We start from the raw sequence: 20,672 nt of genomic DNA, 5'->3' as shown, positions 1-20,672 counted from the left end.
GTGTGCGCGCCATGACTAGCACCCCCGCCCCCTGGCTGACCATCGTGGGCATCGGGGAAGACGGCTGGGACGGCCTGCCACCCGCCGCCCGTGCCGCCGTGACCGAAGCCGCGCTGGTGGTGGGCGGCGCCCGCCATCTGGCCCTGGTGCCGGAGACGGCGGGACAGGAGCGTCTGGCCTGGCCCAGCCCGCTCAGCGACGCCTTCCCCGCCCTGCTGGCCCGGCGCGGCCAGAGGGTAACGGTGCTGGCCAGCGGCGACCCGCACTGGTTCGGTATCGGCGCCACGCTGGCCCGCCTGGTGCCGGCCCAGGAAACACGGGCGTTCCCGGCACCGGGCGCCTTCACCCTGGCGGCATCCCGCCTGGGCTGGGCCCTGCAGGAGGTAACCTGCCTGTCGCTGCACGGCCGCCCGCTGGAAACTGTCATCCCCCACCTGTTCCCCGGGTCGCGGTTGCTGCTGTTGAGCTGGGACGGCACCACGCCGGCCAAGCTGGCCGCCCTGTTGCGCGAGCGGGGGTTCGGCCCCAGCGTCCTGACGGTGTTGGAGGCCATGGGCGGCCCGCGGGAGCATGTGCAGACCGCGACGGCGGACGATTGGACCGAAGGTAACGTCCTGGACCTGAACACCATCGCGCTGACCTGCACCATCACCCCCGGCGCCCGGGTGCTGCCACGCGGCCCCGGCCTGCCCGACGACTGGTTCCAGCACGACGGCAAGATCACCAAGCGGGAGGTGCGGGCCGTGGCGCTATCCTACTTGGCGCCGGGCCGGGGGGAGATGCTGTGGGACGTGGGCGCCGGCTCAGGCTCCATCGCCATCGAATGGCTGCTGGCCGATCCCGCCAACCGCGCCGTCGCGGTGGAAAGCCGGGCCGACCGCTTGGTCGCCATCCGCGCCAACGCCCTGGGCTTCGGCGTGCCCGGCCTGACCGTGCGCGAGGGCGCGGCGCCGGACGCGCTGGCGGACCTGCCCCCGCCGGATGCTGTTTTCATCGGCGGGGGCCTGACCGGCGCCGGCGTGGTGGAGGCATGCTGGCAGGCGCTGCGCCCCGGCGGACGGCTGGTGGCCACGGCCGTGACCCTGGAGACGGAGGCCGCACTTTCCCAATGGCACACCACGCTGGGCGGGTCGCTGACGCGGCTGTCGGTGGAACGCGCGGTACCCCTGGGGAATTTCCGCGGCTGGCGGCCCCTGATGCCCGTCACCCTATGGCGCGGGGAAAAGCCACGATGACCGCCCCGCCCACCCCCCGTCTTCCCGCGCCCCGACTTCCTGCTCCCTGGGCCATCGGCATCGGCTGCCGCCAGGGTGTGAGCGCCGCCGAAATCCAGGATCTCCTGGCCCAGGCGTTCAGGCACCTGGACTGGAGCGCGCCGCCGGAGGGCCTGGTGCTCTGCACCCTGGCCGGCAAGGGGACGGAGCCGGCGCTGGTTCAGGCGGCGGACCGGCTGAAGGTGCCCCTGGCGGGCCTGGACCCCATCGCCCTGCAGACCGTGACCACCCTCACCCCCAGCGCGGCGCCCGGCCACGGCCTGCCCCCGGTGGCGGAGGCGGCGGCCCTGGTCGCCTGCGGCGCCCCCGGCAACCCGCAGGCCCGCCTGGTGCTGCCCCGCATCCAGGGGCCGGCCAGCACCTGCGCCGTGGCCTGTTCTGAAAGCATCCTTCCATGACCGTGCATTTCATCGGCGCCGGCCCTGGCGCGCCCGACCTGCTGACCTTGCGCGGTCGCGATCTGATCGCCCGCTGCCCCGTCTGCCTCTATGCCGGGTCGCTGGTGCCGGCCGCCGTGCTGGCCCATGCTCCGGCGGACGCCCGCATCGTCGACACGGCCCCGCTGTCGCTGGAGGAAATCGTGGCGGAGTTCCAGGCGGCGCACGCGGCCGGCCAGGACGTCGCCCGCCTGCATTCCGGCGACCTGTCGGTCTACAGCGCCCTGGGCGAGCAGCTGCGGGCGCTGAAGGACCTGGGCATCCCTTACACCATCACGCCGGGCGTGCCGGCCTTCGCCGCCGCCGCAGCCGCCCTGGGCCGGGAATTGACCCTGCCCGAGGTCAGCCAGACCCTGGTCATCACCCGCACCAGCGGCCGGGCGTCGGCCATGCCGGCCAAGGAGACGCTGGAGGTGCTGGGTGCCTCCGGCGCCACGCTGGCCATCCATCTGTCCATCCATGTCATCGACCAGGTCGTGGCGCGCTTGACGCCGCTGTACGGCGCCGACTGTCCGGCGGCGGTGGTCTACCGCGCCTCCTGGCCCGACGAACGGGTGCTGCGCGGCAGCCTGGCGGACATCGGCGCCCAGGTGGCCGCCAATCCCATCGACCGCACCGCCCTGATCCTGGTGGGCCGGACGCTGGGAACGGAGGATTTCCGCGCCAGCGCCCTATACGATGCCGGGTATCAGCGGCGCTATCGCGGGAGGGGGGAGTGAGCCTGACCCACCGCACCAGCCTGCCCAATGATGCCGCCCTGGCGGTCGATGACCAGCACGTCGACGGCGATGGGCGAAGCCCCCAGCACGCCCACCGCCACGTCCCGCGCCATCGTCGCCACCCGGTCCGCCACGGACAGGCCGGCGGCGTCCGCCAGGTGCAGCACCTGCAGGGCGGTATTGGCGCCCCTCGCCTGGGCCACCAGGTCGGCGTCGGCACCGAGGTCGGCCAGCACGCCGGCCAGCCAGTCCAAATCAACCGCGTGGCGCTTGGAATGAAGGTCCATCAGGCCCCGGGCCAGCTTGCCCAGCTTGGCGAAGCCGCCGGCGATGGTCAGGCGTGGCACGGGATGGCGGCGCAGATACTTGAGCGTGCCGCCGGCGAAATCGCCCATGTCCAGCAGGGCCTGTTCGGACAGGCCATAGTGCCGGGCCACGGTCGCCTCCGACATGCGGCCGGTGCAGGCGGCGACATGGGGCAGGCCGGCCGCACGGGCCACGTCCACGCCCCGGTGGATGCTGGCGATCCAGGCGCCGCAGGAATAGGGCACGACGATGCCGGTGGTGCCCAGCACCGACAGGCCTCCGATGATGCCCAAGCGGCCGTTCAGGGTGCGCCGGGCCAGCGCCTCGCCATTGTCGATACCGATTTCCACCACCAGATCGGGACCCAGGTCCCCGACCGCCCGGCCAGCGGCTTGGGCGGCCGCCGACACCGCCGCGCGGATCATGGCGCGGGGTACGGGGTTGATGGCGGGCTCGCCCACCGGCAAGGGCAGGCCCGGCAGGGTCACGGTGCCGACGCCGGGGCCCGCGCGAAAGAGGACACCGCCGCCGTCCACCCCCGCCCAGACCCGGGCCCGCACCAGGGCGCCATGGGTCACGTCCGGATCGTCGCCCGCGTCCTTGATCACGCCCGCTTCGGCCCAGCCGTCGCCCCGGGAGGCTACAGCCAAGGCAAAAGCCGGCTGTTGCCCGCCCGGCAGGGTGATGGTCACCGGATCCGGGAAGTCGCCGCCGAACAGGGCCGCCGCCGCCGCCGCCGCCGCCGCCGTGGCGCAGGCGCCGGTGGTCCAGCCGGGGCGCAGGTCGCGCCCCACCGTTCCTTCCGCATCGCTATCGCCGTTCCCATCCATGACTGACCCGACCCTGCCGCCCTTCGATCTTCCCGTGTTCCAGCCCGGCAGCGTCTGGCTGGTGGGTGCCGGACCGGGCGATCCCGGCCTGCTGACGCTGTTGGCCCTGCATGCTCTACGCCAGGCCGACCATATCGTCTACGACGCGCTGGTGGATGAGCGCATCCTGGATTTCGCCAGCCCCAGCGCGGTGAGGGAGTTCGCCGGCAAGCGCGGCGGCCGGCCCTCCCCGGCGCAGGAGGATATCAGCCTGCGCCTGGTGGAGCTGGGGCGCCAGGGCCTGCGCGTGCTACGCCTGAAGGCAGGGGACCCCTTCGTCTTCGGCCGGGGAGGTGAGGAGGCGCTGGCCCTGGTGGCCGCCGGCGTGCCCTTCCGCGTCGTGCCGGGCGTCACCGCCGGCCTGGCGGGACCCGCCTATGCCGGCATCCCGGCCACCCACCGCACCGCCAACCAGGCCGTGATCCTGGCGACCGGCCATTCGGCCGGCGACGGGGCGGACTGGGCGGCCCTGGCCGCGACCAAGGCCCCCTTGATCCTGTACATGGCCTGGCGCGGCCTGGGGGACATCGCCCAGGCCCTGATGGCGGGCGGCCTGGAACCGGAAACCACTGTGGCCGTGATCTGCGACGCCACCACGCCCCGGCAGAAGGTGCTGACCAGCACGCTGGCCACCTGCGCCCGCGACCTGGCGGACAGCGGCCTGGCGCCGCCGGCCATCATCGTCATCGGCGCCATCGCCGCCCTGCGCAGCACCCTGGACTGGCTGGGGGTCCCGTCTCATGATTGACCACTTGGCCCTGACCGGCCCTGTGGCGCCGGGGCTGATCATCGCCTCCCCCGCCTCGGGCTCGGGCAAGACCACCCTGACCCTGGGCCTGCTGGCCGCCTTCCGCGCGCGTGGGATCGACGTGCGCGCCGCCAAGTCCGGCCCCGACTATATCGACCCGGCCTTCCATGCCGCCGCCTGCGGCCACCCCAGCCTGAACCTGGACAGCTGGGCCATGCCCCCGGCCTTGATCGACAACCTGACGGCCCAGGCGTCGAGCGGCGGGGAGCTGTTGATCTGCGAGGCCCTGATGGGCCTGTTCGACGGGGTGGCGCGGGTGGGCGCCTGGGGCAACGGCGCCGCCGCCGACATTGCCGCCCGCACCGGCTGGCCCGTGGTGCTGGTGGTTGACGGGCGCGGGGCGTCGCAGTCGGTGGCGGCGGTGGTGAAGGGCTTCGCCACCTACCGGGACGACGTGCGCGTGGCCGGCGTGGTGCTGAACAACATCGCCAGCCCCCGCCACCGCAGCCTGATCGAGGGCGCCATCCTGGCGCTGGGCATCCCCGTGCTGGGCGCGCTGCCCCGCACCCCCGGGCATGCCCTGCCGGAGCGCCACCTGGGCCTGGTGCAGGCATCCGAGACCGAGGCGCTGACCGAACGGCTGGCCTCCCTGGGCGCCTGGGTGGCGGAGTATGTGGACCTGGATCGCCTGGCAGCCCTGGCCGTGCCCTATACCCCCGGTAGCACCACGGCCGTGGCCGCGCTGCCGCCGCCCGGCCAGCGCATCGCCCTGGCCCGCGACGCCGCCTTCAGCTTCGCCTATCCCCATGTCCTTACCGGCTGGCGCGCGGCGGGGGCGGAGATCCTGCCCTTCTCCCCCTGGCCGACCAGGCGCCCGACGCCGGGGCCGACGCCGTGGTCCTACCGGGCGGCTACCCCGAGCTGCACGCCGGCCGACTGGCGGCGGCGCGAACCTTCAAGACCGGCATGCACGCCCTGGCGGCTCAGGGCGCGGCGATCTTTGGGGAGTGCGGCGGCTACATGACCTTGGGTGAGGTGCTGGTGGATGCGGACGGCCAGGCGCATGAGATGCTGGGCCTGCTGTCCGTCCAGACCAGTTTCGCCAAGCGCAAGCTGCACCTGGGCTATCGCCGCATCACCACCCTGGCCGACATGGCCCTGGGCCCCGCCGGCAGCCGCTTCCGCGGCCACGAGTTCCACTACGCCAGCGTCCTGACCCGGGGAACCGACGCCCCCCTGCTGGTGGCGGAGGCGGCCGATGGCACCGACCTGGGCCCCCTGGGCAGCCGGCGGGGCAACGTCGCCGGGTCCTTCCTGCACCTGATCGCGCAGGACTGAGGCCACCCGTCACTCGCGGGTCAGCAGCTCCGTCAGCAGCGGGTTGGGGAAGCGGCGGTCCAGGGTTACGGCCAGGAAGCTTTCCACCATGGTGGGCAGGCGCCCGGCCTCCACCAACTGGCCGCTGCCCAGCTCGTCCTGCACGACGATAGGGGGAATGACGGCCAGGCCGGCATCCTCGCGCACCATGAGACGGATCATGGCCATGTCGTCCACCTCCGCCGCGATGCGCACGGTGACGCCCAGTTGCGCCACCAGGGCATCGAACGTCGCCCGCAAGGCCGTCTCCGGCGTGGGTAGGATCAGGGGGTGGCGGGTCAGCAGGGTCGCGAGCGCGGCGCCATCCCCAGAGTCGCTGGCGGGGGTGGCGCCCAGCCGGACCGGCGTGCCGATCAGGCTGACCGCCTGTTCATCCAGGCGGTGGATCAGATAGGGGCTGGCGGCGTCGCGCGGCGGGGCCAGGTTGGTCAGCACGACGTCCAGGGCCAGGCTGTCCAAGCCGCGCAGCAGTTCGCCCTGGGAGCCGGAGCGCAACACGATCTCCACGTCCGGCCTACCCAGCAGGGGATGCAGGAAGCCGATCTGGAAGTTCCGCGACAGGGTGGCGAGCGCGCCGACGCGCAAGGCGCGCTGGCCGCCCCGGGCGTTGCGCAAGGTCGCGGCCAGATCCTCCGCAGAGCGGAAGATGGCCTCCGCATGGTCCAGGGCGATTCGCCCCGCCTCCGTCAGGATGAGGCCCCGCCCCCGCCGCTCGAACAGGTCATGGCCCAGGCTGTCCTCCAGCGTGCGCAACTGTGTCGAGAGGGCGGAGGGGGACAGGTTCAACTGTCGGGCGGCGCCGGTCACCGTGCCTTCGCGCGCGACGGCCCGGAAAAGGCGCAGGTGATGCAGGTTAAGCGAAGCCATGCCGTCATCATTCCAAAAAATCGAATGGATTCCGTTAAAAGATGTAATTTTCTGGAAATTAAGCAAGCGCTATCTCCTGCCTGCGTTTCCAATCCTGGGCCGCGTTTCCCTGGAGAGTTCGATGCCGTTGTCGAGCCTTGCCCCGGCCGTGTTGTTAGCCGCCGCCGCCATCGCCCTGCTGCGCCCCGGCCGCCGTCCCAAGCCCATCCCCGTGATCGCCGAGGGCGCGGCGCTGGCCGCCTTCGCGCTGTGCCTGGCGGGGGCGGTGCAGTTCGCGCTCAAGGGCGTGGGGAATGACGGGCCGCTGGTGCGCCTGGATGTCGTCAACGCCCTGGTGGCGCCGGCCGTCGCCTTCATCGGCTGGGTGGTCACCCGCTACAGCCGCACCTATCTGGATGGCGCCGCGCGGGAGGGGCGGTTCCATGCCCTGATGTTGACGGTCCTGGGGCTGGTGCTGCTGCAGGTGCAGGCGGGCAGCCTGGCGCTGCTGGTGCCGGCGTTCGCCGCCATCGGCCTGGTGCTGCGCCAGTTGCTGCTGTTCTTCCCCGACCGGGCGCCGGCGCGGCGCGCGGCCGCGAAATTCACCCTGGTCTGGGGAGCCGGTGACGCAGCCCTGATCCTGGCCACCGGCCTGCTGTGGCTGGCCTATGGCACCATGGACATCGCGACCATCGAGGCCGCCGCCCGGCTGGCGCCGCTTCCCCCGGCGGCCGAGGGGGCCGTCGGCCTTCTGGTCCTGGCCGCCTTGCTGAAGACGGCGGCCTTCCCCCTGCATGGCTGGCTGACCGAGGTGATGGAGGCGCCGACGCCGGTGTCGGCCCTGCTGCACGCCGGTATCATCAACAGCGGCGGGCTGCTGCTGATCCGCCTGGCCTGGCTGGTCCAGGCCAGCCCGGCGGCCATGGCGGCGCTGGTGCTGCTGGGCGGGTTCACCGCCCTGTTCGGCGCCCTGGTCATGCTGACCCAAAGTGCGGTCAAGACGGCGCTGGCCTGGTCCACGGTGGCGCAGATGGGCTTCATGCTGCTGCAATGCGGCCTGGGCCTGTGGCCGCTGGCGATGCTGCACATCCTGGCGCACTCGCTCTACAAGGCGCACGCCTTCCTGTCCTCCGGCGGGGCCATCCGCGCGGTGCAGGCCACGCGGCGCCCCGGCCCCGTCGCGGCCCCCGGCGTCGGGGCGGTGGTCCGAGCCTTCGGGCTGGCGCTGGCCCTCTACGGCCTTGCCGCCGTCGGCTTCACCCTGCTGGCCGGGCCGAAGTCACCCCAAGCGCTGGCCCTGGGCCTGATCCTGGTGTCCGGCGTCGCCTACCTGGTGGCGCAAGGGCTGGCGGATGCCGCACCCCGGGCCCTGACCCAGCGGACGCTGATTGCCTCCACCGCCGTCACCCTCTCCTACTTCGGGCTGCAGGCCCTGGCGGTGCATGCGGCGGGCAGCACCCTGCCCGCGCCGCCGGTGGCGGGGGCGCTGGAATGGGCGCTGATCGGGCTGACCGTCACCTCCTTCTGCGTCGTGGCCGTGGCGCAGGCGCTGTTCCCCACTGGGCGCACCATCCGGCGGCGGCGGGCCTGCGGGTCCACATCGCCAACGGCTTCTACCTCAACGCCGCCTTCGACCGGCTGATCGGCGGCTTCCGCGCCGTCCGGTCCTGATGACCATCCCTCCGCAAACCGCCCTTCTGCAAACCGTCCGTCTGGGAGACCACCCCATGTTCCACGATCAGCCCGACATCGCGCCGACACCGGCCAAGGCCCTGTTCGCGGCGGCCGAGGTGGCGATGCGCGCCATCCCGCCGGCCTTTCCCCTGGACGCCACCGTGGCCGTCAATCCCTTCCTGGGCCAGACCGGGGAAGACCTGGCGCATGCCGCCGCCCGGTTGGCCCGCGTCGCCGGGGTGCGCCTGACCCGCAGCCGGGAGGAGTATGCCGCCATGATCGCCGCCGGGGAGATCACCGCCGACGACCTGGCGGCGGCGCTGGCCGCCTGCCCCCATCCGGGCAAGCCGGCCGACGGGACCGCCCTGACGGCGCGGGCCCATCAGGCCCAACCCGCCCCGCAGGCGCTGCCCACCATCGCGGAACTGGCGGCGCGCGCCTCCGGCACCGACTGGCCCGCGATCATCCGCCGCTGCCTGGGGCTGTGGGCGGCGGGCCACTTCGACCGGGGACAAGCCCTGTGGACGCCCGCCCCCGGGTCTTCAGCCTTCGCCGCCTGGCGGGAATGGGCGACCCATGACCTGACGCCCGAACTGGCTGGCCTGACGGGCTTCTGCCGCCACGTCGCCAATTGCCCGGATACCCCCGGCCGCGCCCTGCTGCGCGCCGCGGCTGCCCTGGACCTCACGGCCGATGCGGCGGAGACCACCTTCCACCGACTGCTGACCGATCTTGGGGGCTGGGCCCAGCATGCGCGTTGGCTGCAATGGCAGGCCGAGTTGGCGGGCGAGAGCGACGGCACGCTGGCCGACCTGCTGGCGATCCGCCTGGTGTGGGAGGAAGCCCTGCTGGCCCATGTGCCGGCGGTGGCCCCGGCCTGGGCGGACGTGCTGGCCGCCCACGCGCGGCCCGTGACGCCGGACGCCGACCTGGTGATCGACACCATCCTGCAGCAGGCAGCAGAAACGGCCTATCAGCGAGGGCTGGACGCCGTGCTGCGGGGAACCGGCGCGGCGGCCCCCCAAGGCCACCAGGACCACCGGCCCGTGATGCAGGCCGCGTTCTGCATCGACGTGCGCTCCGAGCCCTTCCGCCGGGCCCTGGAAAGCCTGGACACCGGCATCGGCACGCTAGGCTTCGCCGGCTTCTTCGGCCTGCCCGTGGACCACCACCCGGCGGCGTCCGACCTGAAGGAGGCGCGGCTGCCCGTCCTGTTGCCGCCCCGTGTGCAGTCCTGCACGCCGCTGCCGCCCGCCCAGGACCGGCAGCGGCGCATCGCCGCCCGCTCCGCCCGCGCCCTGGGGCGGTTCCGCCAGGCGGCGGTATCCTCCTTCGCCTTCGTGGAGTCGGCGGGCCCCCTGTACGCCGTGAAGCTGCTTCGCGATGCCCTGGGGCTGGCCCGGACGCGGGGATCCGACCCGGCACCGGCCTTCACACCCGCCCTGCCGGCCGATGCGAAGGCGGCGACTGCGGCGCAGGTGCTGAAGGCCATGTCGTTGACCCAGGGGCATGCGCGCCTGGTCCTGCTGATCGGCCACGGGGCGACACTGCACAACAACCCGCACCACAGCGCCTATCACTGCGGCGCCTGCGGCGGCCATCAGGGCGATGTTTCCGCCCGCCTGCTGGCGGGCTTGCTGAACGATCCGGAGACGCGGGCGGGCTTGCCGGCCCATGGCATCGACCTGCCGGCCGACACCCTGTTCCTAGCCGGTCTGCATGACACGGTCACCGACCAGGTCACCCTTTACACCGATGGCGCCGGCCGTGATCATGAGGCGGACATCCGCCGCGCCCGCGACTGGCTGGACCGGGCGGGGCGCCAGGTGCGGCTGGAACGGGCGGCACGCCTTCCCGGCGCCAGCGCGGCGTCGCTGGCCGCCCGTGCCCACAACTGGGCGGAGATCCGGCCGGAATGGGGGCTGGCCGGATGTGCCGCCTTCGTCGCCGCCCCGCGCGCCGTCACCGCCTCGGGCGACCTGAAAGGCCGGGCCTTCCTGCACTCCTACGACTGGCGGGAGGACCGCGACTTCGCCACGCTGGAATTGATCCTGACGGCGCCGGTGGTGGTGGCCAGCTGGATCAGCCTGCAATATTACGGGTCGGCTGTGGCGCCCGCGCTGTTCGGTGGCGGGGACAAGCTGATCCACAATGTCACCGCCGGCATCGGCGTGGTGGAGGGCAACGGCGGCATGCTGCGCACCGGCCTGCCGTGGCAGGCGGTCCATGATGGGGAAAGGCTGGCCCACGCGCCCCTGCGCCTCTCGGTGCTGGTGGAGGCGCCGCGGCATGCCATCGCCGAGGTGCTGGCCCGTCACGCGCAGGTGCGGGCGCTGTTCGATAACGGCTGGCTGACCCTGTTCGCCCTGGAGCACGGGCGCATCACCGCGCGCTGGCACCGCGACACCGGCTGGGATGAGGCCGGGCTGGCCCGCGCCGCCTGAGGTGGCCTGGCGCCGCCTGCCTCACGCCAAGCGCAGCACCATGGCGCCGACGGCGATGAGGCAGGCGGCGGCCAGGCGGTGGGGGCCCTCCCGTTCCTTCAGCACCAGGCCGGCGATGGCGGTGCCGAACAGGATGGAGCTTTCACGCAGGGCGGCGATGACGGCCACCGGCGCCACGGTCATGGCCCAAAGCGCCAAGCCGTACGAGATCAGGGTGCCGGCCCCGCCCGCCAGGCCACGCGGCCATTGGCAGATGACGTGCTGCAGGAACAGCGGCCGCCGGGCCAGCAGGGCCCAGGCCACCAACGGCAAACCGTTGAGCAGCACCCCCCACAGCACGTAGGACGCCGGCGCCCCTGACAGGCGCACGCCATGGCCATCGACCAGAGTGTAACCCGCGATGACGACAGCGGTCAGCAGGGCGAGCCGGGTGCCGCCGGCGCCCCCGCCCATGGGGACCGGCCCGCCGCGCCGGCCCATCCACGCCATGCTGAGGATACCGGCGCAGATGATCCCCACCCCCAGCAGGGCGTGGACGGACAGCGCCTCCCCCAACCAAAGCCCGCTGGCCACCGCCACCAACAGCGGCGCCGTTCCCCGCATCAGGGGATAGGTCTGGCTCATGTCCGCGACGTGATAGGCGCGGGCGACCAGGGTCAGGTACAGCACCTGCAACAGGCTGGACACCATCAGGTAGGGCCAACTGGCCGCCGCCGGCAGGGGCAGGAAGGGCAAGGTCACGATGGCGATGAGCGCGGCCCCGCCGGCCACCAGGATGGCCGCCATCAGCTTATCCCCCGCCCCCTTCACCAGGGCATTCCAGGTGGCGTGCAACAGTGCCGCGAACAGCACGATGGCGAAGACGGTGATGGACATGGGCGCGGGGCGATCCTGCTGACGGATCGCCCATTCTTAGGGGTGGGGACCCGCCGCTGTCACCGATCAGAGGGGTATGGCTGCTTCCCCCACCGACGGCACCCGGTGCCGGGCTGGCGGATAGCCGCGCGCCATGGCATAGGTGGGATGGGGATTTAACCGTTTAAGTGGGCGAATGCCCGTTGGGGACAGCATGAGCGGTGATGCGGTGACAACCGAGGGCAACATAACGGCGCCAGCCTTCGCCGGCTTTTGGCGGCGCCTGGGCGCCTTTGCGGTGGACGGCCTTGTCCTGGGTATTCCAGGGTTCACATTGGGCACCCTGTTCTTCGACCAGGCCGCCGCCCTGGGGGCCAACGGCCGTTTGATCGGCTGGGGCGTCGCCATCCTCTATCTGGGATTGCTCAACAGCCGGATCGCCAACGGGCAAACCGTGGGCAAGCGCCTGCTGAAACTACGGGTGCTGGGCATGGACGGCGCCCCGCTGGACCTGGGCACCGCCCTGGTGCGCGCGGCCCTGCTGACAGGCCCCTGGTTCCTGAACGGCTATGGCCTAGCCGCACTATCCGGCGACGTGGCCACCAAAGTCGTGGGGTGGGCTCTGGGACTGACCACCTTGGGTGGCAACGTCACGCTGATCTATCTTTTCCTCTTCAACCGGCCCAGCCGCCGCAGCTTGCATGACCTGCTGTGCCGTTCCTGCGTCGTCAGCGCCGCCTCCGCCATCCTGCCCTCCGGCCCCACCACACCCAGCCGCCGCGTCTGGGTGGGCCTGGCGATTCCCGCCATCGTGCTGCTGCAGGCCCCCCTAGCGTTTTACCGATTCTTCAGTCCCGCCCTGCTAGCGACCCATGCCGCCGCCTATGACCTACCTGAGGTTTTGAGCGTCAGTGTTATGGAGCAGAAGATGATCGTCGCCAGCGCCTCAGCCACCAACAGCAGCGCCGAGGCTTCCGAGATCCTGACGATCAACGCCCGCGTGAAGTCCCTGGGGTCCTTGCAGGACCGCCAGCGCGAACTGGCCCGCGTCGCCGCCGTGGTGCTGAAGGCGGCGCCGGTCGCGCCGACCACCCGCATGGTGGTATCCCTGAACTATGGCTTCGATTTCGGCTTCGCCAGTTCCTTCCGGGGCTTCAGCGACAATGGCACTCCGGCGGCCTGGCAAGACTTCATCACCAAGATGGCGCCGGGTTGACTGATCAGAACAGCGCCGGCCGGCCTCCCCGGCGCAGGGCCTGAAGGTCACGGGACTGCGCCGCCTGGCACAACCAGCCGTAGCCCAGGCCCAGCGCCGCCCACAGGGTGGCGTGGATGCCCCAGGAGGCGAGGCGGAAACGCCACAGCACCTGGGCGGGGAAGGCGTCCGGCACCTCGTTCACCTCGGGCAGGGCGACGCCCGCCGCGACCATGACCGCGAGGAACAGCACGCCGCCGGCAAGGGCCGCGTTCCAGGCACCCCAGCGGGCGGCCAGCCGCCGGGCGGTGACCACGGCCCCCACCATGGCGGCGACCGACAGGATCAGCAGCATGAAGTACAGGGCCGTCCGCTGCTGGATGGTGTCGGGGTCGCCCACGGCCGGTGGATTGGCCGGATACTTGAGGCCCGGCACCAACACCAGCGCCAGGAAACCCAGCAGGGCCAGCACGCTGGCAAGGCCCCGCGGCCCCAGCGCGCCCATGCGGCCCTGGGCGTAGGCATAGGTCAGGGCGAACAAGCCGCCCACGGCGGCGCCGTAGACCAACAGGCCGGTCAGCAGGCCCCAGCCCGCCTGGGTGCCGCGGCTGAACAACTCCCCCTCATCATCCGCGTCGGCGTGATGGTGGTGATGGTCATGGCCGCCGCCCTCCGGCGCGCTGGGTGCGGCGTGGTCGTGATGGTCATTAGCATGAGACGCGCCCTGCGCGGTCTCGAAGGCGATGGCGCGCTCCACCGGCGGCTCGCCAATCAGCGTGGCCACACCGAAGGCGAACAAACCCGCCAGGATGCCGATGAGCATCCCGCGGCCGAGCAAGATTCCAATCATGATGAGACGGGTCGCCCCGCCTTAGTGGCAGGGGAAGCCCAGCAGGTGGCGGGCGTCGTGCACGAATTCATGCACGGCGCGGCCCTGCACCAGGGAGGTGGCGCCCTGCTCCGCCCCCACGAAATAGACCATCAGCACCAGCAGCAGCCCGCCGAACACGGCCCAGGGCAGCAGCTCGGCGGCCGAGATCACGGGCAAGGCGACGGCGGGGGTGCCGGAATGGGTGGTGGCGTGGGCCATGAAAACGCTCCCTGGGATTACGCGTCCCGTGTGCGGTGTGCCGAATGCGACGGGGGGTCTGGCTTCCGCCCCACCCGCAAGGCAAGTGGTTCGGTTACAGTGGCGCGACCGTGCCGGATTTGCACCGGCTTCCCCCATGCGCGAGTGAGGATGGAATGGTAGGGAGGGGGGACCGCGCATTCAAGGACTATCTCCCATGACCGCATCCGATCCGACCCGGCGCCTGATCCTGCTGGCCCACGCCCCCACCCGCGCCCAGCGCGACGCGATCTTCGCGCCCGCGACGGAGCCGGCGGAAGAGGCGGGCCTGGCGCAGGCCAGGCACTGGGCGGAGACGCGAGCGCTACGGAAGGTCGGACAGCTATTGACGGCGCCCGAAGACCGCGCCCGGCAGACGGCGGCGGCGCTGGCCGACGCCCTGGGCGTGGCGGTGGTGGAGGACGCGGCGCTGACCGACCTGGACGTGGGCACCTGGCAGGGCCACAGCCTGGCGGCGCTGTCGGCCGAGGAGGCGGAGGCCGTGGCCGCCTGGCTGGGCGATCCGGAGGCCCGGCCCCACGGGGGCGAATCGCTGGTCCAACTTCAGGCACGGGTAGCGGCGTGGCTAGCGCGTATCGCCGCCCATGATGCCGCCGGTCGTCACATGCTGGCGGTCACCCACCCGGCGGTGATCCGGATGGCGGTGATCCAGGTTCTGGACGCCCCCCTTCAGGCCTTCTGGCGCCTGGACATCGCGCCCTTGTCACTGACCGACCTGCGGTGGAACCGGCGCTGGACCGTGCGCGCCACCAGCGTGGACGCGCGGGAGTTCGGTCAGGAGCCCACCAGCCGGGCGAAGTAGGGCAGCACCTGGGCGTTGTCCAGGCCCAGCAGGGTGTCGCCCACATATAGCTCCGTCACGCTCCAGCCCGGGACATCGGTTGGGCGGATCTCCCCGGCCACCCAGCGGCCGTCGCTGCTGGCGATGGCGTCGCGCGTCTCGGCCACCTGGTCGGCGGGACGGTCGAAAAAGAGGTGCAGCATATTGGTCTGCGGCATGGCCGGGTTCAGGCGGATGCCTGGAAGGGCGGAGAGGCCCGCCGCGAGGTCCAGCGTCCGGCGGTAGCAGGCGTCCATCTGGCCCAACCGCGCCTCGAACCGCATGGCGGCGGTGGCCACCATGGGGCTTTGCCGCACCAGGGTACCGCCCAGGCGCCGCTGCCACAGCCGCGCGTTGTCGATGAAGTCGGCGTCGCCCGCCAGCACAGCGCCGGCGATCCCACCGATGCCTTTGTAGACCGAGACATAGACGGAGGCGAAGCCGGCCGCGATCTCGGCATAGCTGCGGCCGTAATAGGCGCGACTTTCCCACAGGCGGGCGCCGTCCATGTGCAGCGGCAGCTGGCGCGCCCGCGCCAGATCCTTCAACGCCTGCAGCTCATCCCACTCCGGCAACTGTCCGCCAATCTCTCGCAAGGGGAGTTCGACCAGCAGGCAGGCCAGCGGCTGGGCCACCGCCGCCAGGTCGCGGGCCAGAAGCGGACGGCGGCGGTCACCCACCGGCACGCCATGGAAGTTGAACAGCGCCTGGTACGCCTCCTCCTCATGCAGAGCCAAATGAGAGGTGTGGGGCATACCGAAGCGGGGAACGCCGCTGACCTCCGTCCACAGCCGGAGGGCGATCAACTGGGCCATCACGCCGCTGGGCATGAAGGCCGCCGCCTGTTTGCCCAACAGTCCCGCCACCGTGCCTTCGAACGCCGCCAGCAGGTCACCCTGGCCATACTGGTCATGAGTGACCCCGTTCGCCTCGCACCAATCGGCCACGGCGCGGAACTCCTCCGCCGGGCTCAAGGTTCGAAAGCCCGGGAACACGATGTCACAGTCCTGGCGCAGGCGCAGGCGATGGGCGGCGAGGGTCCCGGCAGGGGCGGCAGGCATGGGCGGGCAGTCCGGTCGTCGACAAGGGGCGTGGGGGCCAGCCACCCTGCGATGCCGCCACCGCCGGCGCAACGGCCAAATCATCGGCCCACATTATGCCACAGCGCCGCGCGGCAGGGACAGCAACGGCGTGACCCATGAACGCGTGACAGGACCCGTGGGAAAAGGCAGCCTGTGCCCCGCCGTCGCCGGCCTGACAGGGAAGCGTCCCATGACCGATCACATCCTGGTCCACCGCATCGCCATCTACGCCCATCATGGGCTGACGGTGGAGGAGGCCAAGCTGGGCCAGCGCTTCTTCATCTCGCTGGACTGCACGCTGGACCTGTCGGTGGCGGGCAAGGCCGACGACTGGGATCTCAGCGTCTGCTACGCCAAGCTGACCGCCGCCACGACGCGGGTGGCCACCGCGCGGCGCTTCATGACCATAGAGGCGGTGGCGGAGGCCGTAGCCGGCACCCTGCTGGAGGAATTCCCCCGCATCGACACCATCACGGTGCAGGTGGACAAGCCCTCGGCACCCGTTCCCGCCATCATCGATGGCGTGTCGGTGCGCATCCACCGCGCCCGCGCCGGTCGCTGAGCCCGCCCCGCCCATATCGACGAGGAAGGGTCAGGCCACGGCCTCGACCACAAGGCTGGGGCCCACCCGACGTTCGGGCCGCACGCCGCCTTGGCCGCCCCCTGCCCCCAGCGGTGGACCTGCTGTTCCAGCAGCGACAGGGCCAGGGTGGCCGCATGGGGAAGTTGGCGGCCCAGGCGTGTCACCAGGTCGACGGTGGTGCTGTCCGCCTCAACATCGCACAAGGGCGTGGCCACCAGGCAGCCGTCCTCCAGCTCAGCCAGCACGGCCGCGCGCGGCAGGATGGCGGCGGCGCGGCCGCTGAGCGCCAGGTCCCGCATGGTGTGGACGGAATTGGTGGTGATGGTGGCGCGCAGCCAGACCTGATGGCGCATCTCCGCCGCCGACAGCAGTTGGCGGATACGGGTGTCGCGGGGGGATAGGCACAAATCGTGGCTCGACAGATCCTGCAAGGTCACCGCCCCGCGCTTTGCCACGGGATGGTCCGGCCGGCTGACCACCACCAGCGGCTGGCGGGCCGTGGTGCGGACACGCACCTTGGGATCACAGGGGATCAAGGCGCCAATGGCGATGTGCACCTCGTCATCCACCACCATGCGCAACAGCTCCGCCGTGGAGACGCTGTGCAAGGCCAGCTCGACACCGGGATAGCGGCTTTGGAAGCTGTCCAGCACGGCCTGCACCGCCTGCACGGTGCATCCCTCGCCCACCGCCAATTCCACCGTGCCCATGCGCATGCCACGCAGGGCCTCCAGCCGGGCGGAGAAAGCCTCGCGGTCGGCCATCTGCGCCTGGTAATAGTCGAACACCATCTGCCCGGCGGTGGTCAGCTTGACCGAGCGGCGGCCCGTCTCCAGCAGGGGCATGCCCATCGCCGCCTCTAGCTGGGCGATCTGGCGGCTGACGGAGGACACCGCCACGTTCATCTTCTGGCTGGCCGCCCGCATCGAGCCATGGATGGCGGTGGCGTAGAAGTATTTCATCGCAACGTCTGACATCTCGCGTCCCTCATCTCTGTTTGGGCCGGCGATCCGGGAATCGCGGTCCCTGGCCTCATGATCACGGGGGACGCCATAGGTCCTGGGCGACATGCCCCAAGGCCCCAACCAGGCGGCGGTTCAACCCCCTACCGCCATCCACTGTAGGTGCGGCCGGCGCATCACTCTTGTCCGGACCTGCACCGATTTGACGTTAAGCCCTGTTAAATGTTGCGAGTGCGCACTTTTCCATCCGGCGGCGCGACGGTGCGCCGGGCGCAACAACGGCGGGGCCGGGTTGTGAATGAAACCGGTGGGTGCTTGGCGGCCAAATCCGACGCGTGAGCCCCGGGACGCATCCCGGGTGCATCCCCTATGACGCCACGGAGCCCGCATCCCATGTCCGACACGCCGCCAAAGTCCGCCCTGACGCATGCCACCGGCGCGCCGGTGGTGGACAACCTGAACATCCAGACCGCCGGCCCGCGCGGCCCAGCCCTGCTGCAGGACATCTGGCTGATCGAGAAGCTGGCCCATTTCGACCGGGAGGTCATTCCCGAGCGGCGCATGCATGCCAAGGGCAGCGGCGCCCACGGCACCTTCACCGTGACCCAGGATATCAGTCGCTACACCAAGGCCCGGATTTTTTCCGAGGTTGGCAAGCAGACGCCCCTGTTCGTGCGCTTCTCCACCGTCGCCGGGGAACGCGGTGCGGCGGACGCGGAACGCGACATCCGTGGCTTCGCCGTGAAGTTCTATACCGAGGAAGGCAACTGGGACATCGTGGGCAACAACACGCCCGTGTTCTTCTTCCGCGACCCCCTGCGCTTCCCCGACCTGAACCACGCCGTGAAGCGCGACCCGCGCACCGGCATGCGCAGCGCCAACAACAACTGGGACTTCTGGACCCTGCTGCCCGAGGCGCTGCACCAGGTCACCATCGTCATGAGCGAGCGCGGCATCCCCCGCAGCTATCGCCACATGCACGGCTTCGGCAGCCATACCTTCAGCCTGATCAACGCCGCCAATGAGCGCCATTGGGTGAAGTTCCATTTCACCTGCCAGCAGGGCATCGAGAACCTGACGGACGCGGAGTCCGAAGCCGTCATCGGCAAGGACCGCGAAAGCCACCAGCGCGACCTGTTCGGCGCCATCGAGGCCGGCGACTTCCCGCGCTGGACCCTGTCCATCCAGGTCATGACCGAGGCCCAGGCCAAGGCGCACAAACACAACCCCTTCGACCTGACCAAGACCTGGCCCAAGGCGGACTTCCCCCTGATCGAGGTCGGGGTGATGGAACTGAACCGCAACCCGGACAACGTCTTCGCCGAGGTGGAGCAGGCGGCCTTCTCCCCCGCCAACATCGTGCCGGGCATCGGCTTCTCCCCCGACAAGATGCTGCAGGCCCGCCTGTTCTCCTACGGTGACGCGCAGCGCTATCGCCTGGGCGTGAACTTCAACCACATCCCGGTGAACGCGCCCAAGTGCCCGTTCCACAGCTATCACCGCGACGGCGCCATGCGCACCGACGGCAACCTGGGCGGCACGCCGCACTACTACCCCAACAGCCAGGGCGAATGGCGGGACCATCCCGACCTCGCCGAGCCGCCCCTGCCGCTGGAAGGGACGGCCACCCACTGGGACCACCGCGTGGACGATGACCATTGGGAGCAGCCGGGCATCCTGTTCCGCAAGATGAGTCCGGCGCAGCAGAAGCTGCTGTTCGAGAACACCGCCCGGTCCCTGGGCGGGGCGGACGTCGCCATCCAGGAGCGGCACATCGCCAATTGCACCAAGGCCGACCCGGCCTATGGCGAGGGCGTGGCCCTGGCCCTGCGCGCCCTGGCGGTGGCGACGGCGCGCTGAGGAAGCCAAGCGGGGGGCGGCCATAAGCCCCGTTTCCTAAACCGGGCCGTGGTGGGAATATGGCCACCCTCTTCCCACCACGGTCCGGAAAATCCATGCGGTTCCCGTTCGTCCCCCTGCTCGCCTCCCTGTTCATCGGCGGCGCCCTGTCCGGCCCCGCCATCGGCGCGGATCTCGCCCCCGAGGTGAACGCCAAGATCGACGCGGCGGTGACGCAGGCGCTGGCCGACACAGGCACGCCGGCGGCCTCCATCGCCGTGGTGCGCGATGGCGCCATCGCCTATGTCCATGCCTATGGCCAGGCCCGCCGCGACCCGGCGGTGGCGGCGACACCGGCCCAGCGCTTCGCCATCGGCTCCGTCTCCAAGCAGTTCACGGCCGCCGCCCTGATGCTGCTGGTGGAGGACGGGACGCTGTCGCTGGACGACACGGTGGGCAAGTTCATTCCGAACCTCACCGATGGCGACCACATCACCATCCGCCAGGTGCTGAGCCACACGGCGGGCTACCGGGACTTCTGGCCGCAGGACTATGTCCCGGCCATGATGGAAAAGCCCATCACCACCGATGGCATCTTCGACCGCTGGGCCCGGGTGCCGCTGGACTTCCAGCCCGGCGAGTCCTGGCAATACTCCAACACCGGCTTCACCATCGCCGCCCGCATCGTGGAGAAGGCGTCGGGCAAGCCCTTCTTCACCTTCCTGAATGAGCGGGTGCTGAAGCCCCTGGGGCTGGATGCCGCCGACATCGACCAAGGCCCGCTGGGACCCAGGGACGCCGCCGGCTACACCCGCTTCGCCCTGGGCCAGCCGCGCCCCGCGCCCAAGGAGGCGGCGGGCTGGCTGGTCGGGGCGGCCCAACTGGCCCTGACGCCCCAGGACCTGGCGCGCTGGGACATCGCCCTGATGCAGCGGAAGCTGCTGAAGCCGGAAAGCTGGACGGCCATGGAAACCAGCGTGCGCCTGAACAACGGACAGGACACGCGCTATGGGCTGGGGCTGACGGTCACCAGCGACGGTGCCGCCCGCCTGCTGCGCCATGGTGGCGAGGTCTCAGGCTTCCTGGCGGAGAACCGGGTGTGGCCGGACCTGGGCATGGCCATCGTCGTGCTGGTCAACAGCGACTATGGCGACCCCGCCGCCATCGCCCAGAAGATCAGTGCGGCGCTGCCGCTGTCGACCCAGCCCAGCGCGGCGGAGACGGCCACCGCCCGCGCCTTCCTGGAAGGCCTGGCCCAGGGCCGCGCCGACACCGCGCACCTGACGGCCAATGGCGCCGCCTATTTCAGCCCGGCCGCCCTGGCCGACTATGCCGCCACCCTGGGCCCGCTGGGCGCGTTGAAGGATGTGAAGCCGATCGCCCGCCGCCTGCGCGGCGGCTTCACCGAAGAGATCTACCAGGCCACCTTCGCCAGCCGCAGCGTGCGCATCGTCGCCCGGGCGGATGCCGGACGGTACGAGCAGTTCATGATCTATGTGGATTGAAACCCGCG

General features: G+C 71.2%; 18 protein-coding genes, 2 pseudogenes and 1 riboswitch. Of the genes and pseudogenes, 13 read left to right on the top strand and 7 right to left on the bottom strand.

The window, feature by feature from the left end:
• The first annotated feature begins 11 nt into the window (after positions 1-11).
• The 3 genes from cbiE to cobM are packed head-to-tail and all read left to right on the top strand — an operon-like array spanning position 12 to position 2,430.
• Positions 12-1,235, top strand: coding sequence for a precorrin-6y C5,15-methyltransferase (decarboxylating) subunit CbiE (cbiE, locus tag ULB03_RS00345; RefSeq protein ID WP_322481342.1), 1,224 nt, complete (start codon positions 12-14; stop codon positions 1,233-1,235).
• A complete protein-coding gene (locus ULB03_RS00340) occupies positions 1,232-1,672 on the top strand; it encodes a cobalamin biosynthesis protein (RefSeq protein ID WP_322481341.1) in 441 nt (146 codons plus the stop codon). The genes cbiE and ULB03_RS00340 overlap by 4 nt, the downstream gene beginning before the upstream one ends.
• Positions 1,669-2,430: a precorrin-4 C(11)-methyltransferase gene (cobM, locus tag ULB03_RS00335; protein WP_322481340.1), complete on the top strand. Its 762-nt coding sequence runs from the start codon at positions 1,669-1,671 to the stop codon at positions 2,428-2,430. Before ULB03_RS00340 ends, cobM begins: the two co-directional genes overlap by 4 nt.
• Here the strand turns inward: cobM and ULB03_RS00330 are convergent.
• Positions 2,409-3,566: a cobalt-precorrin-5B (C(1))-methyltransferase gene (locus ULB03_RS00330; RefSeq protein WP_322481339.1), complete on the bottom strand. Its 1,158-nt coding sequence runs from the start codon at positions 3,564-3,566 to the stop codon at positions 2,409-2,411. The genes cobM and ULB03_RS00330 overlap by 22 nt on opposite strands.
• Here ULB03_RS00330 and cobA point away from each other — a divergent pair.
• The 3 genes and pseudogenes from cobA to ULB03_RS27330 all read left to right on the top strand — a co-directional run bounded on the left by cobA (position 3,565) and on the right by ULB03_RS27330 (position 5,691).
• Positions 3,565-4,353, top strand: coding sequence for a uroporphyrinogen-III C-methyltransferase (cobA, locus tag ULB03_RS00325; protein WP_322481338.1), 789 nt, complete (start codon positions 3,565-3,567; stop codon positions 4,351-4,353). The genes ULB03_RS00330 and cobA overlap by 2 nt on opposite strands.
• Positions 4,346-5,158, top strand: a pseudogene (locus ULB03_RS27335) (cobyrinate a,c-diamide synthase); the annotation flags it as partial. The gene cobA and the pseudogene ULB03_RS27335, both read left to right, overlap by 8 nt.
• A gap of 89 nt (positions 5,159-5,247) precedes the next feature.
• Positions 5,248-5,691: a hypothetical protein gene (locus ULB03_RS27330; protein WP_416210963.1), complete on the top strand. Its 444-nt coding sequence runs from the start codon at positions 5,248-5,250 to the stop codon at positions 5,689-5,691.
• A 9-nt stretch (positions 5,692-5,700) separates the two neighbouring features.
• On the opposite strand, the gene ULB03_RS00315 is transcribed toward ULB03_RS27330, so the two are convergent.
• Positions 5,701-6,597 (bottom strand): LysR family transcriptional regulator, encoded by an 897-nt coding sequence (locus tag ULB03_RS00315; protein ID WP_322481337.1) that lies wholly within the window; start codon positions 6,595-6,597, stop codon positions 5,701-5,703.
• A 121-nt stretch (positions 6,598-6,718) separates the two neighbouring features.
• Here ULB03_RS00315 and ULB03_RS00310 point away from each other — a divergent pair, with 121 nt between their 5' ends.
• A complete protein-coding gene (locus ULB03_RS00310) occupies positions 6,719-8,218 on the top strand; it encodes a proton-conducting transporter transmembrane domain-containing protein (RefSeq protein ID WP_322481336.1) in 1,500 nt (499 codons plus the stop codon).
• An 85-nt stretch (positions 8,219-8,303) separates the two neighbouring features.
• The gene (locus tag ULB03_RS00305) at positions 8,304-10,694 is read left to right on the top strand and encodes a YbcC family protein (RefSeq protein ID WP_322481335.1); all 2,391 of its coding nucleotides are present in this window, start codon (positions 8,304-8,306) and stop codon (positions 10,692-10,694) included.
• 21 nt (positions 10,695-10,715) lie between these two features.
• On the opposite strand, the gene ULB03_RS00300 is transcribed toward ULB03_RS00305, so the two are convergent.
• Positions 10,716-11,570: an EamA family transporter gene (locus ULB03_RS00300; RefSeq protein ID WP_322481334.1), complete on the bottom strand. Its 855-nt coding sequence runs from the start codon at positions 11,568-11,570 to the stop codon at positions 10,716-10,718.
• 193 nt (positions 11,571-11,763) lie between these two features.
• Here ULB03_RS00300 and ULB03_RS00295 point away from each other — a divergent pair, with 193 nt between their 5' ends.
• Positions 11,764-12,765 carry an RDD family protein gene (locus tag ULB03_RS00295; protein ID WP_322481333.1) on the top strand — a complete coding sequence of 334 codons (1,002 nt, stop codon included), beginning with the start codon at positions 11,764-11,766 and terminating at the stop codon, positions 12,763-12,765.
• Positions 12,766-12,769: 4 nt separating this feature from the next.
• On the opposite strand, the gene ULB03_RS00290 is transcribed toward ULB03_RS00295, so the two are convergent.
• Together ULB03_RS00290 and ULB03_RS00285 are read right to left on the bottom strand one after the other, a co-directional pair.
• Positions 12,770-13,582: a CbtA family protein gene (locus ULB03_RS00290; RefSeq protein ID WP_322481332.1), complete on the bottom strand. Its 813-nt coding sequence runs from the start codon at positions 13,580-13,582 to the stop codon at positions 12,770-12,772.
• 33 nt (positions 13,583-13,615) lie between these two features.
• Entirely contained in the window at positions 13,616-13,834 is a 219-nt protein-coding gene (locus tag ULB03_RS00285; protein ID WP_322481331.1) for a CbtB domain-containing protein, read from the bottom strand.
• A gap of 52 nt (positions 13,835-13,886) precedes the next feature.
• Positions 13,887-13,969: riboswitch (cobalamin riboswitch) on the bottom strand.
• 61 nt (positions 13,970-14,030) lie between these two features.
• Between ULB03_RS00285 and ULB03_RS00280 the strand changes: the two genes are divergently transcribed.
• The gene (locus ULB03_RS00280) at positions 14,031-14,675 is read left to right on the top strand and encodes a histidine phosphatase family protein (RefSeq protein WP_322481330.1); all 645 of its coding nucleotides are present in this window, start codon (positions 14,031-14,033) and stop codon (positions 14,673-14,675) included.
• Here the strand turns inward: ULB03_RS00280 and ULB03_RS00275 are convergent.
• Positions 14,648-15,754: a threonine aldolase family protein gene (locus tag ULB03_RS00275; protein ID WP_322481329.1), complete on the bottom strand. Its 1,107-nt coding sequence runs from the start codon at positions 15,752-15,754 to the stop codon at positions 14,648-14,650. The genes ULB03_RS00280 and ULB03_RS00275 overlap by 28 nt on opposite strands.
• A gap of 130 nt (positions 15,755-15,884) precedes the next feature.
• Here ULB03_RS00275 and folB point away from each other — a divergent pair, with 130 nt between their 5' ends.
• On the top strand, positions 15,885-16,337 hold the full coding sequence (gene folB, locus ULB03_RS00270) for a dihydroneopterin aldolase (RefSeq protein ID WP_322481328.1): 453 nt from the start codon (positions 15,885-15,887) through the stop codon (positions 16,335-16,337).
• Positions 16,338-16,471: 134 nt separating this feature from the next.
• Here folB and ULB03_RS00265 read toward each other — a convergent pair.
• Positions 16,472-17,320: pseudogene (locus ULB03_RS00265) on the bottom strand (LysR family transcriptional regulator); the annotation flags it as partial.
• 393 nt (positions 17,321-17,713) lie between these two features.
• On the opposite strand from ULB03_RS00265, the gene ULB03_RS00260 reads away from it, so the two are divergent.
• Both ULB03_RS00260 and ULB03_RS00255 read left to right on the top strand, forming a co-directional pair.
• Positions 17,714-19,180 carry a catalase gene (locus tag ULB03_RS00260; RefSeq protein ID WP_322481327.1) on the top strand — a complete coding sequence of 489 codons (1,467 nt, stop codon included), beginning with the start codon at positions 17,714-17,716 and terminating at the stop codon, positions 19,178-19,180.
• Positions 19,181-19,275: 95 nt separating this feature from the next.
• Entirely contained in the window at positions 19,276-20,664 is a 1,389-nt protein-coding gene (locus ULB03_RS00255; RefSeq protein WP_322481326.1) for a serine hydrolase domain-containing protein, read from the top strand.
• Positions 20,665-20,672 lie beyond the last annotated feature (8 nt).

Source organism: Nitrospirillum goiasense (assembly GCF_034427435.1).
In the GTDB taxonomy this organism is placed as follows: Bacteria; Pseudomonadota; Alphaproteobacteria; order Azospirillales; family Azospirillaceae; genus Nitrospirillum.
The sequence above is the reverse complement of the archived record's forward strand: the minus strand, read 5'-3'. Positions and strand labels throughout refer to the sequence as shown.

Coding starts and splice junctions, on each gene's coding strand:
- ULB03_RS00315 (WP_322481337.1), bottom strand. CDS start 6,597: ATGGCTTCGCTTAACCTGCATCACCTGCGCCTTTTCCGGGCCGTCGCG.
- ULB03_RS00275 (WP_322481329.1), bottom strand. CDS start 15,754: ATGCCTGCCGCCCCTGCCGGGACCCTCGCCGCCCATCGCCTGCGCCTG.
- ULB03_RS00295 (WP_322481333.1), top strand. CDS start 11,764: ATGAGCGGTGATGCGGTGACAACCGAGGGCAACATAACGGCGCCAGCC.
- ULB03_RS00305 (WP_322481335.1), top strand. CDS start 8,304: ATGTTCCACGATCAGCCCGACATCGCGCCGACACCGGCCAAGGCCCTG.
- cobM (WP_322481340.1), top strand. CDS start 1,669: ATGACCGTGCATTTCATCGGCGCCGGCCCTGGCGCGCCCGACCTGCTG.
- ULB03_RS00280 (WP_322481330.1), top strand. CDS start 14,031: ATGACCGCATCCGATCCGACCCGGCGCCTGATCCTGCTGGCCCACGCC.
- ULB03_RS00330 (WP_322481339.1), bottom strand. CDS start 3,566: ATGGATGGGAACGGCGATAGCGATGCGGAAGGAACGGTGGGGCGCGAC.
- ULB03_RS00310 (WP_322481336.1), top strand. CDS start 6,719: ATGCCGTTGTCGAGCCTTGCCCCGGCCGTGTTGTTAGCCGCCGCCGCC.
- ULB03_RS00260 (WP_322481327.1), top strand. CDS start 17,714: ATGTCCGACACGCCGCCAAAGTCCGCCCTGACGCATGCCACCGGCGCG.
- ULB03_RS00285 (WP_322481331.1), bottom strand. CDS start 13,834: ATGGCCCACGCCACCACCCATTCCGGCACCCCCGCCGTCGCCTTGCCC.
- ULB03_RS00340 (WP_322481341.1), top strand. CDS start 1,232: ATGACCGCCCCGCCCACCCCCCGTCTTCCCGCGCCCCGACTTCCTGCT.
- ULB03_RS00300 (WP_322481334.1), bottom strand. CDS start 11,570: ATGTCCATCACCGTCTTCGCCATCGTGCTGTTCGCGGCACTGTTGCAC.
- cbiE (WP_322481342.1), top strand. CDS start 12: ATGACTAGCACCCCCGCCCCCTGGCTGACCATCGTGGGCATCGGGGAA.
- ULB03_RS00255 (WP_322481326.1), top strand. CDS start 19,276: ATGCGGTTCCCGTTCGTCCCCCTGCTCGCCTCCCTGTTCATCGGCGGC.
- cobA (WP_322481338.1), top strand. CDS start 3,565: ATGACTGACCCGACCCTGCCGCCCTTCGATCTTCCCGTGTTCCAGCCC.